The 14056-nt window shown below is 72.4% G+C and carries 10 protein-coding genes; 4 read left to right on the forward strand and 6 right to left on the reverse strand.

Translation table 11 applies throughout. The annotated features are described in order from the left end of the window. Positions 1-81 precede the first annotated feature (81 nt). Positions 82-636 (forward strand): FABP family protein, encoded by a 555-nt coding sequence (locus AB0F56_RS17465; protein WP_362009985.1) that lies wholly within the window; start codon positions 82-84, stop codon positions 634-636. On the opposite strand, the gene AB0F56_RS17470 is transcribed toward AB0F56_RS17465, so the two are convergent. The 3 genes from AB0F56_RS17470 to AB0F56_RS17480 form a co-directional block, all read right to left on the reverse strand. After that, positions 633-1838, reverse strand: a complete 1206-nt coding sequence (locus AB0F56_RS17470) for a cysteine desulfurase-like protein (protein ID WP_362009987.1) — start codon at positions 1836-1838, stop codon at positions 633-635. The genes AB0F56_RS17465 and AB0F56_RS17470 overlap by 4 nt on opposite strands. Before the next feature lie 193 nt (positions 1839-2031). Next, positions 2032-3591 carry a M28 family peptidase gene (locus tag AB0F56_RS17475; protein ID WP_362009989.1) on the reverse strand — a complete coding sequence of 520 codons (1560 nt, stop codon included), beginning with the start codon at positions 3589-3591 and terminating at the stop codon, positions 2032-2034. Between the two features lie 206 nt (positions 3592-3797). Continuing rightward, a complete protein-coding gene (locus AB0F56_RS17480) occupies positions 3798-4541 on the reverse strand; it encodes a MerR family transcriptional regulator (protein ID WP_362009992.1) in 744 nt (247 codons plus the stop codon). 719 nt (positions 4542-5260) lie between these two features. On the opposite strand from AB0F56_RS17480, the gene AB0F56_RS17485 reads away from it, so the two are divergent. The 3 genes from AB0F56_RS17485 (at position 5261) to AB0F56_RS17495 (ending at position 9447) form a co-directional block, all read left to right on the forward strand. After that, positions 5261-6178 carry an ATP-binding protein gene (locus AB0F56_RS17485; protein ID WP_362009995.1) on the forward strand — a complete coding sequence of 306 codons (918 nt, stop codon included), beginning with the start codon at positions 5261-5263 and terminating at the stop codon, positions 6176-6178. Then, entirely contained in the window at positions 6162-6914 is a 753-nt protein-coding gene (locus AB0F56_RS17490; protein ID WP_362009997.1) for a response regulator transcription factor, read from the forward strand. Before AB0F56_RS17485 ends, AB0F56_RS17490 begins: the two co-directional genes overlap by 17 nt. Before the next feature lie 460 nt (positions 6915-7374). Continuing rightward, a complete protein-coding gene (locus tag AB0F56_RS17495) occupies positions 7375-9447 on the forward strand; it encodes a BTAD domain-containing putative transcriptional regulator (protein ID WP_362010000.1) in 2073 nt (690 codons plus the stop codon). Here AB0F56_RS17495 and AB0F56_RS17500 read toward each other — a convergent pair. The 3 genes from AB0F56_RS17500 to AB0F56_RS17510 are packed head-to-tail and all read right to left on the reverse strand — an operon-like array spanning position 9434 to position 14048. After that, positions 9434-10753, reverse strand: coding sequence for an MFS transporter (locus AB0F56_RS17500; RefSeq protein WP_362010002.1), 1320 nt, complete (start codon positions 10751-10753; stop codon positions 9434-9436). The genes AB0F56_RS17495 and AB0F56_RS17500 overlap by 14 nt on opposite strands. Further along, a complete protein-coding gene (locus tag AB0F56_RS17505; RefSeq protein ID WP_362010005.1) occupies positions 10750-11565 on the reverse strand; it encodes an alpha/beta fold hydrolase in 816 nt (271 codons plus the stop codon). The genes AB0F56_RS17500 and AB0F56_RS17505 overlap by 4 nt, the downstream gene beginning before the upstream one ends. A 5-nt stretch (positions 11566-11570) precedes the next feature. Continuing rightward, a complete protein-coding gene (locus AB0F56_RS17510) occupies positions 11571-14048 on the reverse strand; it encodes an amino acid adenylation domain-containing protein (RefSeq protein ID WP_362010008.1) in 2478 nt (825 codons plus the stop codon). Positions 14049-14056 lie beyond the last annotated feature (8 nt).

Genomic DNA, 14056 nt, shown 5'->3' on the forward strand with positions numbered 1-14056 from the left:
CGAGCGAAGCCTATGCCGAGGCGGCCGACGCGTCCCCCTAAGCTGCCATCCGGTACCGGACGCATCCCAGGAGCGCACATCATGCACGACCCCGCCCAGCAGCCCCCGTTCCCCGACGCGCTCCACCCGGAGGCCTCCCCCGCACCCCACCCGCTGCTCGCTCCTGTGCTCGGGCTGCTCGGGACCTGGGTCGGCCGGGGCCGGGGTGGATACCCGACGCTGGAAGAGGAGTTCGCGTACGCGCAGGAGGTGACCTTCCGTCATGACGGGCGGCCCTTCCTCCAGTTCGAGGCGCGCGCCTGGCTCCTCGACGCCGACGGCAACCCGCTGCGGCCGTCGGCCCGGGAGACCGGCTGGTGGCGGATCCAGCCGGAGGGCCGGGTGGAGGCGCTGATCACCCAGCCCACCGGCATCGCGGAGATCCTGGTCGGCGGCGCCGACGCCGGCCTGGTCGAGCTCAGCAGCCACCAGGTGGCGCTCACCCCCACGGCCAAGGAGGTGCGCGCCACCCGCCGCCGCTACACCCTGACCGCCGAGGACACCCTCGACTTCACCCACGACCTCGCGGCGGTCGGTCAGCCTCTGCAGCACCACCTCTCCGCACAGCTGGTGCGGGCGGGCGGCGTCAAGGCCTAGGCGCGGAGGAAGTCGGCGAGGCCTTCGAGCAGCCGGTCCACCTCGTCGGCGGTGTTGTAGGGGGCGAGGCCCACCCGGAGGGCCGGGCCCTCCAGCTTCAGGGCGGTGAAGGGCTCGTACGCGTAGAACTGGCCCGCCGTGGCCAGGATGGAGCGGGCGGCCAGGTGGATCTGCGCCTCGCGGGGGTCGCGGCCTTCGAGGGTCATCAGGAGCGTCGGGGTGCGGTCCTGGGCGTTCGAGTGCAGGGTCACGGCGTCGCCGAGGCCGCGTATCCCCTCCTCGAGGCGCGTACGCAGGGACAGTTCGTGCGCGTGGAGGGAGGCCAGGGACGAGGCGAGCCGGCCCCGGCGCGAGCTCTCCGCGCCCGGGTCCACCGCCGCGAGGAAGTCCACCGCCGCCCGCGCGCCCGCGAGGATCTCGTAGGGGAGCGTGCCGAACTCGAAGCGCTCCGGGACCGTGTCCGGGGAGGGCAGGAGCTTGTCGGGGCGGAGGGTCTCCAGCAGCTCGGGCGTTCCGGTGAGGACGGCGCAGTGCGGGCCGAGGAACTTGTACGGCGAGCAGACGAACAGGTCCGCCCCCAACGCCGGTACGTCCACGAGGTGGTGCGCCGCGTAGTGCACGCCGTCCACGTACAGCAGCGCGCCGACCTCGTGGGCCCGGTCCGCGATCCGGCGCAACGGGGGCTTGGTGCCCAGGACGTTCGAGGCCGCCGTGACGGCCACCAGCTTCGTACGGGGTGAGAGGACGCGCTCGTACGACTCCAGGTCGAGTTCGGCGGTCTCCGGCTCGATCTCGATCCAGCGGACCGTCGCTCCCGCGCGCTCGGCCGCCTGCACCCAGGGGCGGACGTTGCAGTCGTGGTCGAGGCGGCTGACGACGATCTCGTCGCCCGCGCCCCAGCCCCGCGCCAGCAGGCGGGCGAAGTCGTACGTGAGCTGGGTGGCGCTGCGCCCGTGGACGATGCTGTCCGCGGGCATGTTCAGCAGATCGGCGTAGGCGTCGCGGAACTCCGAGACGGAGCGCTCGGCGTTGAGCTCGGACGGGCTGATCTTTCCGCGGTTGGACAGGGGTCCGGTCAGCGTCTCGGCGATGGCCTCGGCGACGGGGCGGGGGGTCTGCGTGCCGCCCGGACCGTCGAAGAAGGCGAGGCTGCCGTCGAGGGAGGGGAAGTGGGCTCGGAGTGCGGTGACGTCGATGGCCATGGCCTCGGCTTTCTGTCGGGCGGGCGAGGGGGGCTGGTGCGGTGCCGTTCTCCGTGCGGTGGGGTCCTCATCGGGACCCCGGGGCGCCGGGGGAACCTGGGGCGCAGGGGAACCCGGGGAAGCCCGTTCCCCGGCGCCGGGCCCGTCATGCGCGACGGGCCCGGCACCGGGGCGGCGGACGAGCGCCGGACTCCTACTCGGTCACGCCGTAGGGGCGCCCCTCGCGCGGGGCCGCCGCTGCCGCGCCGCTGTCCGCGCGGGCGGCGCCCGCCGGCTGCCGCAGGGAGCTGAGGTCGTGCGCGTACGTGCCGACCGCGTTGGCGATGACGTCGATGTGCGTGTCGAACGCGGTCAGGCTGATGTTCCTTACCGTGTCGCCTGCCCCGTGGTAGTTCGGGTCGAACATGGCCCCCGCCGTACCGCCGAACTTCTCCGCCTCGGCGGCCGTCTTGAGCGCCTCCGCGCCCGCGAACGTGCCGCCGGAGGGTATGCCCGCGTCGACGAACGGGCCGTAGTCGAAGCGGGCGACGAACGGCGTGCCCGCGTGCGGCAGGCCCCGCTTGCCGAGGAACGCGGTGATGTCCCGCTCCAGCAGGTCCGAACCGGCCGGTGCGGACTGCCCGTTGGCGCCGTCGGAGTTGTCGCCGTCGTAGACGAACAGGCCGTGGTTGGTCGAGGCGATCAGCTCGAAGTTGAGGTAGAGCTTGATCTCCCGCTTGTCGAGCGGCGTGAGGTTCGCGACGTAGTGGTGCGAGCCGACCAGGCCGCTCTCGGCCGCCGACCACCAGGCGAACCGCACCTTGTTGCGGGGGCTCTTCTCCTTCTTGGCCAGCTTCAGGGCGACGTCGAGCAGGCCGGCCGAGCCGGAGCCGTTGTCGTTGATGCCGGGGCCCGCGAGGACCGAGTCGAGGGAGGCGCCGAGCATCACCGTTTCGGCCGCGTTCCCGCCCTTGGTCTCGGCGATGACGTTGTTGGTGGAACGCTTCTCCTGGAGCTGCCGGATCTCGAAGGAGAGGTTCACGGGCCCCTGGGCGAGGTCCGCGGCCAGCTTCTCGCCCGCGGCCTTGCTGATCCCGCCGGTGGGGATCTTGGCGGCGGCCGGGTCGCCGAGGGTGCCCGAGAGCGGGCCGTACCCGGCGTCGATGTTGTTGTAGATGAGGGCGCCGATCGCGCCCGCCGCGGCGGCCTGCTGCTGCTTGACGGCGAAGGCGCAGCCACCGCGCTTGATCAGGGCGATCTTCCCGGCGTAGGCGCCGCTCGCGTAGTCGCCGGGCTCGCAGCCCGTGGTGCCGTCGGCGTCGACCGGGACGGCGGCCACATCGGCCCGTACCCCGCCGACCGGCGTCGACTTCGTGTACGTCAGGGCCTTGATCTCGATGTCGTACGGCGCCGGGGTGACGGCGGAGAGCTTCTCGGCGAGCGTCTGCGTGTAGACGAAGTCAAAGCGCTGGTACGAGACGTTGTACCCGGCCTTCTTCAGCTGCGTGTAGACGTAGGCGGCAGAGGCGTCGTGGCCGAGCGAGCCGGCCACGCGGTGACCGCCGGCGGAGTCGGCGATGGCCTGAAACTTCTCCAGGTGCCGTAAGGCGTCCTGCGCGGACGCCTCCCGGACGAGCGCCTGGGCGAGCTTGGCGGCGTCCTTGCCCGGCCTGTCCTGCTGCGAGGAGGCGGGGGAGGCGGAGACCAGCAGGAGCGGGGTCGCGAGAGCAGCTGCGGCCAGGGTGGCCACGGCTCTGCGAGGTGATGCGTTCACAGAGGTCCTTCCCGATGCGAACGAGGTTGAGGGGAAGTTAGCGATCTCTGGGGGGTTCTGTGAACAGATGTGCCACAACTCACGGCAATTCGAGCACAGTTGTAGACAATATGTGGAGGATGGGTGGCGGAGGCTCCGCGTCCGCTGTGGTGTGCGTGAGGTGTCGGGCGAGGGTGGGGCGGTCGGCGGTGTCGCGGTCCGCCCGGTCAGTCCGCGCGAGGCGCCGCGTGCTCCGCCCCGCTCGCGGCCGAGGACAGGAAATGCTCGTGGGCGAGTCGGCGCATCGCGGAGAGGGCGACGTCGCCCAACGCGGTGACCGTCACGAGCCGTGTCACGGCGCTTTCCGGGTCCTCCTGTTCGCTGAGGATTTGCATCTCAAGGCGGGCAATCCGCTCCAGGTTCTCGGCATACGCGGGAAACAGCCGCGGAATGTCCTGGTGATCGAGCGACTTGCAGGCGATGGCCACCTGACAGAGCGTCTGCCAGGCCGGGTTGTCCGGGCCCACCTGCCAGCCCCAGCCCCTGATCAGGCCGGACACCCGGGCCTGAGCCCATTCCCACTCCTGGTCGGGCGACGGGGAGCCGGGGGTCGGCAAGGCGTGCTGGGTGAGGCGGAGGAGTTCGTTCGCCGGTGGTCGGTCCTCCTCCACATGGCGGACGAGCCGGCGCACCTCGGCATGGGAAAGTCCGCCGACATTCAGGAGAGCCTTTACCAGTGCAACCCTGCGCACATGCGATTCATCGTATTCCGGAACGCTCGGCAGGAGATCCAGGTCCTGATACGACCGCAAGGTGCGGACGGGGACTTTGGTACGGCGACTCAGAGCGGCGAGCTGCGACACAATCCACCGGCTTTCGGGAAGGAGTTGGCGCGGGCGGGTCGGCGACCCGGCAATCGAATTCGAGGCCGCGGTGACCCTATGGCGCGGGAATGCGGCGACACAAGGCATGACGGACCGGCGCCCGGGGGATTTGGCTCAAAGGGGAAGTCGCCTCTGTCTCCCGGGTGGGCGGTCTCTCTATACAGGCCTTCCGGCGTGGCGCGAGCCGGCTCGCGGATGTTCCCCCGGCTCGGCCGGAAAATGCCGTTCAGCGGTAAACCAAGAACCGGAGGGGTGGGCGATCTTCCGCCCGGTCGCGGGGCTCCCGTCGCGCTGTTCGGCGGGCGTTCGCCCCTCCCTCGGTTCTTGTTCGGCGCCCCTTGGCACCGGCGGGAAGTGGATATGCCGGACGTTCGTGGCCGTCCGAACTCTTTCGCCGGATTTGCGTCCGGTCAATGGGGTCGGGAAGCGTGGATTCCGCAAGCGGGACACTTGACGTCCTTTAGGTGGTACGGCATGATCATGACGATCTCCGGTATTTCTCTCCGTTTTGCACCGTCTGGGGACGGGGGAGCGGTGGAGGGGGACGGGTAAAGGGGAGGGGGGAGGCGTTGTCCGACACGACGGCGCGGGGAATGTCAGGGCAGGCCCCGTGTGTCGAGGACGCGGGGCTGGCCGCGGAATTAATCGCCTGCGAGCCCGAGTTGCTCGACGCCTATCGCAGCAGACTCATCGATCAACGCAATCCGCTGGGAACCCATGCGGAATCCTGGGAATCCTGCCGTGACCAGGCGCGCAGAATACTGTCGGAATGCCGCGACGCGTCGGGGGGCGCGACCGCGGAACCCGTGAGCGCGACCGCGCCGCCCGGCCCCGGCAAGGAGGAGCCCGCGCCACACGCGGCCGGGGCGCGGCTCGCGCGGGGGACGGTACCCCTCCACGCCGTACGGGCGGGGGCCCTGCTGGTCCAGCTCGTCGCGGAGTTCCTGGAGCGGACGAAGCCCGAGCCGCCCGGCGATCCGGCCGACCGGACGCGGTTCCTCGCGCGGGTCCAGGCGGCCGTCGCCCACGAGCTGGAGGACGCCGCGGACGGAGACGATCTTCACCTGCTCGACGTCGTACGGGACTCCACGCGGGCGAGCCGCGACGCGATGGCGAGGGAGATCCACGACCGCGTCGGCAGCGCGGCCGGCCTGGCGCTGCGCCAGCTGGAACTCTACGAACTCACCCAGAACGTCTCGTCGGTGACGGACCCTCGGCTCGAGGCCCTCAAGCAGGCGATCCTGGAGACGATGCAGAGCGCTCGGGACATCGTGACCGAACTGCGCACGGGAGCGCACTCCGCCGGCTCCCTGGGCGTGGCGCTCTCCGCCTTCGTCACCGCCATGGCGATCGACCGGCCCGTGGTCGAGATCCGGGTCGAGGACGTCGACGACCCGCTGCCCGACACCGTCGGCGAACAGCTCTTCCTGGTCCTGCGCGAAGGGCTGCGCAACGCACTGGCGCACGCCCACGCCTCCCGCGTCACCGTCGAGGTGCGAGGCGACCAGGAACTGGACACGGGCGTACGCCGATTACGGGCCTCCGTCAGCGACGACGGAGTCGGTCTCCCGCCGGAGCGGGAGTTCGGCAACGGCCTCGCCTCCGTGGCGGAAAGGATCCGCCTGCTCGGCGGCGGCATGGAGATCCGGAGCGCCCCAGGACTCGGCACGACCCTCGCGTTCTCGGTGCCGATGGGTGAGGAGTGGCATGCGGACGCCAGATGACCAGCGGATCCCGCGGACGGGCGAGCCGATCCGCATCGTCGCGGTCGACGACCACTCGCTCCTGCGCGACGCCCTCTGTCAGCTGCTCGACGCGGAGGACGACCTGCGCGTCGTCGCCGAGGCCGACACGTCCGTCGGTCTCGCCGACCTGGTGGCGTCCACCGGAGCGCACGTCGTGCTGCTCGACGTCGAGATGCCCCGGCACCACGCGCCCACCGTGGTCAGCGAGTTGACAGCCCGCTTCCCGCGGCTGCGGGTGCTGATGCTGTCGATGCACGACCACCTCCCGCTCGTGCAGGAGCTGCTCGCCCGCGGCGCCCACGGCTATCTCCACAAGAGCGCCCCGCGCGCCTCACTGCTCTCCGCCATCAGGGGCGTCACGGCCCACGACCCGCAGGTCATGATCGTGCTCCCCTGCAGCGCCACGCCCAGCGCCGCCTTCAGCCCGGCCGGGTCCTCCCTCTCGCCGCGCGAGCGCGAGGTCCTCACCCATGTCGCCGGCGCGCTGAGCAACCGTCAGATCGCGAACGAACTGGGCATCACGGAGGCGACCGTGAAGCGGCACCTGAGGAACATCTTCGAGAAACTCGGCGTGGCCTCGCGCATCGGGGCGGTCAACAAGGCCGTGGAGGCCCGCCTGATCGATCCGGCGAAGGCCAAACAGCCCGAGCCGCGCCGCCCCGCAGTGCAACGGCCGACCCCCTTCGCGGAGTTGGCGTTCCGCCGTGTCGTCTGAACGGGTGGGGCGACGGAACGCCAGTGCGCCGGGAGTGTCGCCGTACGCCTTTCGGAGCATGCCCGATGCTCCCTGAAGGGCCTGGTGTCGCTCAGGTGACCGGATTAGATTCGCGGCCATGCCGCCAGTGACGCCTTGCGAGACTCACAGGAACCGCGAATGCGACCGCCACCACCGGTCCGCGTGCGGGACGGCCCGGTACCTCCCCGGGTGTGCGGCTGCTTCTTCGTGTTGTCACCGCAGCGGCGGGCAGGCCCCGCGCCGGAGCCACTCGGGCGCGGCCTGAGCCTTCGGCGGGCCTTCCGCCCGCACGCCGGGCCCGCCATGGGCGGACGCACCGGCTCTTCATGAACGCGCGAACGCGTGGCGCAACTCGCCGCCTTCGCGAAGCCCGGGGCCCGAACGGCCACCACCGGGGACCGGCATGAACAGCACGCGACCCTGAGGGGTGAACGGGATCATGACCTGCACGGGGGCAACTCTTCGCATCCAGCTCCTTGGACCGATACGCGCCTGGCGGCAAGGTGAGGAGGTCGCGCTCGGCTCGCCGAAACAGCGCGCGGTCCTGAGCCTGCTCGCCAGCCGGGCGGGCGAGGTGGTGAGCGGGGAGGCCATCACCAGCGCCCTGTGGGGCAGCGAGACCCCGCAGACCGCGGCCAACGGCGTCCACACCTACGTCGCCCGATTACGTCGGGCCCTCGAACCGGGGCGCGGCAGCAGGGTCGCCAGCACGGTGCTGTCCTCCGAACCCGGCGGCTACTGCCTGCGGCTCGACCCGGCCGACGTGGACGCCACCCTCTTCGTCGAGCGCCACGGCCACGCCCGCAGATCCCGCGAGGGCGGCAGCGCGGAGACGACGTTACGGCTCTACGAGGACGCCCTCGCGCTCTGGCGGGGCGAGGCGTACGCCGGGGTGCCCGGACCGTTCGCCGCCACCGAGGGCGTCCGGCTGCGGGACCTCCGGCTGACCGCCGTCGAGGAGTGGGCCTCTGTCATGCTGGCGACCGGTGGGTGCGCCGAGGCGGTCGACACCCTGTCGCGCGCGGCCGTCGAGGAGCCGCTGCGCGAGAAGGTCCGGCTGCTCCTGATGCTGGCGCTCTACCACGCGGGCCGCCAGGCCCACGCCCTCGCCGTGTACACCGAGACCCGGCAGCTGCTCCGCCGCGAACTCGGCATCGAGCCCGGCGCCGAACTGCAGGACCTGCATCGCTGGATCCTCGCGGGCCAGCGGGAGTTACGGCTCCCCGTCGGGAGCATCACCCCCGGCGGCCGACCGGGACTCGGCGCCACCGCCTTACCCGTACCGGCCCAACTTCCGCCCGTGGCACGCGGCTTCACCGGACGCGACACCGAACTCGCCCACCTGGAGAGCCTCCTCGACGACGAGCCCGCCCAGCGCAGCACCCCGGTCATCGTCGTCGACGGCCCCGCCGGAGTCGGCAAGTCGGCTCTCGTACTCGAACTGGCCCACCGGCTCGCCCACCGCTTCCCGGACGGCCAGCTCTATGTGGACCTCTGCGGCAACGGGCTCCGCGGCCGGCCGCTGAGCGCCTCGGACGCGCTGCTGCACCTGCTCACCAGCCTCGGCGCCGACAGCAACCGGATCCCGCGCGACCCCGCCGGCCGCGCCACGCTCTTCCGCAGCCTGCTGTACGGCCGGAAGATGCTCGTCGTCCTCGACGACGCCCTCAGCGTGGACCAGCTGCGACCGCTGTTACCCCGCGGCGCGTCCTGCGTCGTGGCCACCAGCCGGCAGCGCTTCGCCGGGCTCGCCGCACGGGACGGGGCGCGCACGCTCACCGTACGCCCGCTGGCCGTCGACGAGGCGGCCCAGCTGCTCACCACCCTCTCCGGCGGACGGCTCTCGGCCCACCCGGAGGCCGCCCGGCGGCTCGCGGCCCTCTGCGGCGGACTGCCGCTGGCCCTGCGCATCACCGCCGAGGGGCTCCTCGCCAACCCCGGCGTACCCCTCGGGACGCTGGTGGAGCAGTACACGACGGAGAGCGGCCGGCTCGACCGGCTCACCGTCGGCGACGACGCCCTCGCCAGCGTCCGCGACGCCTTCGAGACCTCGTACCAGGCGCTGCCGTCGGAGGCGGCCCGGATGTTCCGCTTCCTGGGCCTGCGCAAGGACGGGCCGATCACCGTCCCCGTCGCCGCGCGGCTCGCGGACACCGACCACACCACCGCCCGGCGCCTCCTCGACGTGCTGGCCGCCCACCACTTCCTGGAGGAGCACGGACCCCTGTTCCGGCTGCACGACCTCCTCGGGATCTACGCGGCGGAGTGCGCCGAGCGCGAGCCCATGCTGAGCCGGCGGGCGGCCCTGGCCCGCCTGGGCGACCCGCCCCCGCACCCGGACCCGCCACGGGCGACCGCCCCGTACCCCGACGCCGCCCCCGAGCCCTCGTCGCCCGCGGACCCGGGCGAGGCGTACGCGGTCGTCCTGCGCCGGGCCGCCGTGCTGCGCAGGGCCGCGTTCCGGCAGTGGGACGACCCCGCGACGCGGCCCACCGACCTCACCGCGCGGTGAGCGAGGCGTCCTCGGGACCGGTCGGCATCTCGCGGAGCCGGCCGACCGGGGACAGGAAGATCGGGACCAGCATCGCGACCGACATCAGGCCCGCGATCCACAGTGCGCCGTGCAGCCCCGCGAGCGCCGCGAGGAGACCGCCGACAGGTCCGCCCAGCGCCCCGCCGCCGTACAGCAGCATCCGCATCGCGGCCGTCATCCGTCCCATCAGGTGCTGCGGGGTGATGGTCTGACGCAGGCTCACGATGAGCACGTTCGAGACGCTCGCGCCCACGTACTCGATGAAGAAGGAGGCCACGAACAGGCCCACGAGCAGCCAGCGCGGACCGCCCGCCGCAGGGATGAGCAGCGGCCCGAGGAAGATGATCGAGACCGAGAGCCGGTAGGCGGTGCCCACCGAGAGCCGGCGCACCACCGTGCCCGACACCAGCGCGCCCAGCAGACCGCCCACGGCCGCCGCGCCCATCACGAAACCGACCGCGGCGGCCGACAGATCCTGGTCGCGCACCGCGTACAGCAGGAACAGCGACTGCACCATCGTGAGCAGGAAGTTGCAGGCGCAGCCGACAAGACCCATCGCCCGCAGCCAGCGGTTGCCGAACACCCAGCGCAGCCCCTCGGCGAGCTCGGTGCGCAGCCGCCGCTTCTCCTCCGGGACCTCCGGGGCCGGCTCGGGCGTCCTGATGAGGAGCAGCGACACCACCGACAGGGCGTACGAGAAGGCGTTGGCGGTCATCGCGAACGGCGCCGAGAACCCGCTCACCAGCGTGCCCGCCAGACCGGGACCGGCGATGTCCGCCGACGAATAGGTGGCGTTCAGCTTGGTGTTGGCCTCGAGCAGGCTGCGCCGGTCCTTCACGAGCACCGGGACGTACGACATCCAGCTCACGTCGAAGAGGACCGTCGCGATCCCGATCCCGAACGCCAGCGCGTACAGCGCCGGCAGCGTCAGCAGGTCCAGCTCGTACAGGACGGGGACCAGGCCGATGAGCACCATCCGCACCAGGTTGGCGCCCAGCATCACCGGCCGCTTCCGCCGCCGGTCCACCCACACCCCGAAGAGCAGGGCGAGCCCGAGGAAGGGCACCAGCTGGGCGAAGCGGAGCATGCCCAGCTCTCCGGCGCCCACCTCGAAGACCAGGACGGCCGTCAGGGGAAGCGCGAGATGGGTGATCTGGGTGCCGTACAGGGAGAGGGCCTCGCCCGCCCAGAACACCATGAAGTCCCTGTCGCGCCAGAGCGACCGCGGGGGGTCCTCCGCCTCGGCCGGGGAGGCCGAAGCGGTGGACGTGCCGTGCTCCGTCATGCGGGAGTCGCCTCTCGTAGGGCGGCGTCGACGATGCCGGTGATGGCGTCGAGCCCCGGGCCCTGCCACACGGAGTGGTGGTCGCCCGGCGCGGTGTGCACCGTGAGCCGCTCGACGTACGGATCCCAGTCCAGGAGCCCGTCCACCGACTCCTCGGCCTTGATCAGGATCGCGGAGCCCGCGTGGACCGTGTCGAACCGGTGGCGGCGCAGGGCCAGGACACCGGTACGGAACAGGGCGTACCGCTCCAGCAGGAACTCCGCGTCGAACTCCTCGGGCACGGCGCCGTGTTGCTCCGCCGCCGCGAAGATCTCGGCCGGTTCCGCGCCCGGCGCCATGCCCACCAGCGCCTTGTCGATCCCGGGAGCCCGCTCCGGGGTCACGCCGAGGAAGTCGTACAGGAAGTGGCGGGCCAACGCGTCGTCGGGGAGCACCTTCTGCGTGCCGGGCAGCGCCGCGTCGACGACGACGAGCAGCGGGACCTCCTCGCCGCGGGCGACGAGGAGCCGTGCCATCTCGTACGCGACGACCCCGCCGAGCGACCAGCCGAGCAGCTGGTACGGGCCGTGCGGACGGTCCGCCAGGAGCGAGGCCGTGTGCAGCTCGGCCAGCTCCGTGATCGACTGCGCCGGCTCGGAGGAGCCGTCGAAGCCCGGGGCCTCGAAGCCGAACACCGGGCGTCCGGTGGGGAGTCGGTGCGCCATCGCCGAGTAGCAGTAGGGCGAACCGGAGACCGGATGGACGCAGTGGAGCGGGGTCAGGTCGCCCTCGTCCCTGAGCGGGACGAGGCTGCCGCCTGCGGGTGCTGTCACGGTGCCTACGCTCCGTTCGAAGGGGGTGAGAGCCGCTCGTCGATGACGGCGGCGATACCGCTGACGGTCGTACCGCCGTACAGCAGACGGACATTCACCCGGATCCCGAAGTGCTTGTTCAAGCGGGTGACGGCCCGCATGGCCTGAAGTGAGTTGCCGCCGACGGCGAAGAAGCCGCTGTCCGCGCCGATCCGGGAGGTGCCGAGGACGTTCGCGAAGATCTCGGCCACCGTCCGCTCGGTCTCCGTGGCCGGCGCGGTGTACTGGGCCGGCGGCTCGCCGACCGGCTCGGGCGGTTCGGGCAGGGCCTTGCGGTCGACCTTGCCGTTGGGCGTCAGGGGCAGCTCGGCCAGGACGAGGACGGTGCTCGGCACCATGAACCCGGGCAGCGACCGGGACGCGTGCTCGGCGACCTCCGCCAGGTCCACGGTCCGGCCCGCCTCGGGGACGAGGTAGGCGACGAGCCGCCGGTCGCCCGCGCCGTCGGGATGCGCGGTGACGACCGCCTCCCGGACGGCATCGTGGGCGCGGAACACCGCCTCGATCTCGCCCAGTTCGATCCGCAGGCCGCGCAGCTTCACCTGGAAGTCCGCCCGGCCGAGGAGCTCGATCAGACCGTCGGGACCGTGACGGGCCACATCGCCCGTGCGGTAGAGCCGCTCGTCCGCCACCTCGCCGTGGGACCAGGTGAAGAACCGCTCCGCCGTCTGTTCCGGCCGGCCGAGGTACTCCCGGGCGAGCCCGATGCCCGCCAGATGGAGCTCCCCGGGCACACCGGGCGGCACGGGCTGAAGATCCTCGTCGAGGATGTACGTACGCTGGTTCGCCATCGGGCGCCCGTACGGGATGCTCGTCCAGCGCGCGTCGGTCTTCACGACCTCGTAGATCGTCGAGTGGATCGAGGCCTCGGTGGCCCCGCCCAGCGCGACGAAGCGCAGCGCGGGGGCCACCGCCCGGGACCGGTCCGGCAGCGACACGGGGATCCAGTCGCCGCCGAGCAGCGCGAGCCGCAGATCGGGGAGGGCCGCCGCGCCGGTCGATTCGAGGTGCTCGACGACCATGTCCAGGAGCGCGGGCGCCGAGTTCCAGACGGTGACCCGGTGGGCCGCGAGCAACTCGGCCCAGTGCTCGGGGTCCTTGGCGCGTTCCGGCTCGGTCAGGACGACCGCGCCGCCCGCCGTGGTCAGGCCGAGGAACTCGTACACCGACATGTCGAAGCTCGGCGAGGAGAGGGCGAGGACCCGGTCGCCGGGACCCACGCCGAAGCGGGAGTTGAGGTCCGCGATGTTGTTCATCACCCCGCGGTGGCGCAGCGCGATCGGCTTCGGCGCGCCGGTGGAACCCGAGGTGTGGATGATGTACGCGAGATCGTCGGGCGTCGCCCCGCCCTCGGGGTTGTGCGCCGGGTACGCGGCGAGGAGCGCCGCGTCCCGGTCGAGGAGCAGCACGGGCGTGCCCGGTCCGCCGTCGCCGTCGTCCGGAGACGGGAGGCTGTCGGCCGGTCCGGTACGGCTGACGACCACCGCGCAGGACGTGCCGGCCACCATGGTGGCGAGGCGCTGCCGCGGGTAGTCGGGGTCGAGCGGCACGTAGGCCCCGCCCGCCTTGAGCACGCCCAGGACGGCGACGAGGAACTCGGCGGAGCGGTCCAGACAGATGCCGACCCGCCCGTCCGGGCCGACACCGAGCGTCCGCAGGTGGTGGGCGAGCCGGTTCGCCGCCTCGTTCACCTCGCGGTACGTCCACGTCCGCTCCGGCCCGATCAGGGCGAGGGCGTCGGGCGCCCCGGCGGCGCGCTCCTCGAACGCGGCGTGCAGGCACACCTCGTACGGCAGCTCCGTCGCCGTGTCGTTCCAGTCGACGAGCATCCGGCGCAGTTCCTCGTCCGGCAGCAGCCGCAGCCGCGCCACCGGCCGGTCCGGGTCGTTCAGCCCGTCCTCCAGGAGCGTGACGTAGGAGGCGAGGACGCGGAGCACGGTCTCCCGGTCGAAGAGCTCGGGGGCGTAGCGCAGCTCCGCGCCGGGCGAGCCGACCTCGGCCGTTTCGGGTGCGTGCAGCACGAGCTCGAACTCGTCCTGGCCCGGCATCCGTTCGGCCGAATCTCGCCGGTCGGCGGCCAGGACGTCGGCCTGGTCGGCGGCCGCCAGCCCGGCCAGCGTCTCCGTACCGCTGACCGTCCGCTCCAGGCGGACCGGACCGGCACCGGGCGTGCGGACGACGAGGCCGAAGGCGGACTGGCCGCTCCAGCGGTGCACCAGCGCCGTGAAGCCGGCGAGGAGCACCTCCTCCGGAGCGGTACGGGCCGAGGGACCGAGCCGCACCCGGGCGGAGGCGGTGCGTTCCGGAGTGGCTCCGGGCATGCGCGGCCGGTCGGCCGGGAGCAGCGCGGGCGGCGCCGGGGCCCGTACGGGCGCCGCGGAGGGCGCCGGTACGGGAGTCGTCGCGTCTTCGGACGACTCGGGGGACGTCGCAGGGGACGTCACGGGGGCGG

This window comes from Streptomyces sp. NPDC026092 (assembly GCF_040638605.1).
Lineage (GTDB): Bacteria > Actinomycetota > Actinomycetes > Streptomycetales > Streptomycetaceae > Streptomyces.